Raw genomic sequence first — 608 nt, forward strand, 5'->3', positions numbered from 1 at the left:
GTAAGTACTGTGATTTGTTATCGAACGCACTGTATATGCGTGATAAAGATCATTTCCATCTTTAAATGAGAGGTAACGAGATGATACCCAACCTGTTTGGGCATTATATCTGATTTGGCACCAGTTCCCTTTACAGCTTTGAATAATTATCAACTCCCCTGCGGGAATTAAACCAAGAAGTGCACACTGAGTGTTTGGTCCCGTTCTAAAATTAAGATTTCTTGTGACAAAGGCATTCGCCGCTCCGGATACTGTTGTGGTAAGAAAGAAAGAGACAAACATAAAAAAAATTACTAATTTTTTCATTTTTCTGTAGAGAATTTCTATAGAGATTTCCCTTCCTTCTCTTTTCATACAAGATCTCCTCTGTTAGGTTATGCTAAAACAGAAAAAAGTACAACTGTTTCTGCTTTCGGTTTTTGATAATTAGGAGCGTAATTGTATATTTTAAGCCTAAAAATATGACAGTTTTCTAAATATAATCGGTGAATGCTTCGTATCCCTTTATTATTTTTGTATGGAAAATAGGGATGCTGTACTATATAATAAAACAATTATAATTTTCGGATTCCAAAAGTAATTTTGGGAGCCGTTTTTCTGTTTTTATT

Annotated in this window: 1 protein-coding gene; it reads right to left on the reverse strand. The window is 33.6% G+C overall.

Features of this window, described 5'->3' with window-relative positions; genetic code table 11:
* Positions 1-354, reverse strand: a 354-nt coding sequence (locus ACFIK8_RS12355) for an SH3 domain-containing protein (protein WP_375669595.1), incomplete at its 3' end; no start/stop codon positions are given.
* Between the last annotated feature and the right edge of the window lie 254 nt (positions 355-608).

The organism is Bartonella sp. MR168JLCBS (genome assembly GCF_042194175.1).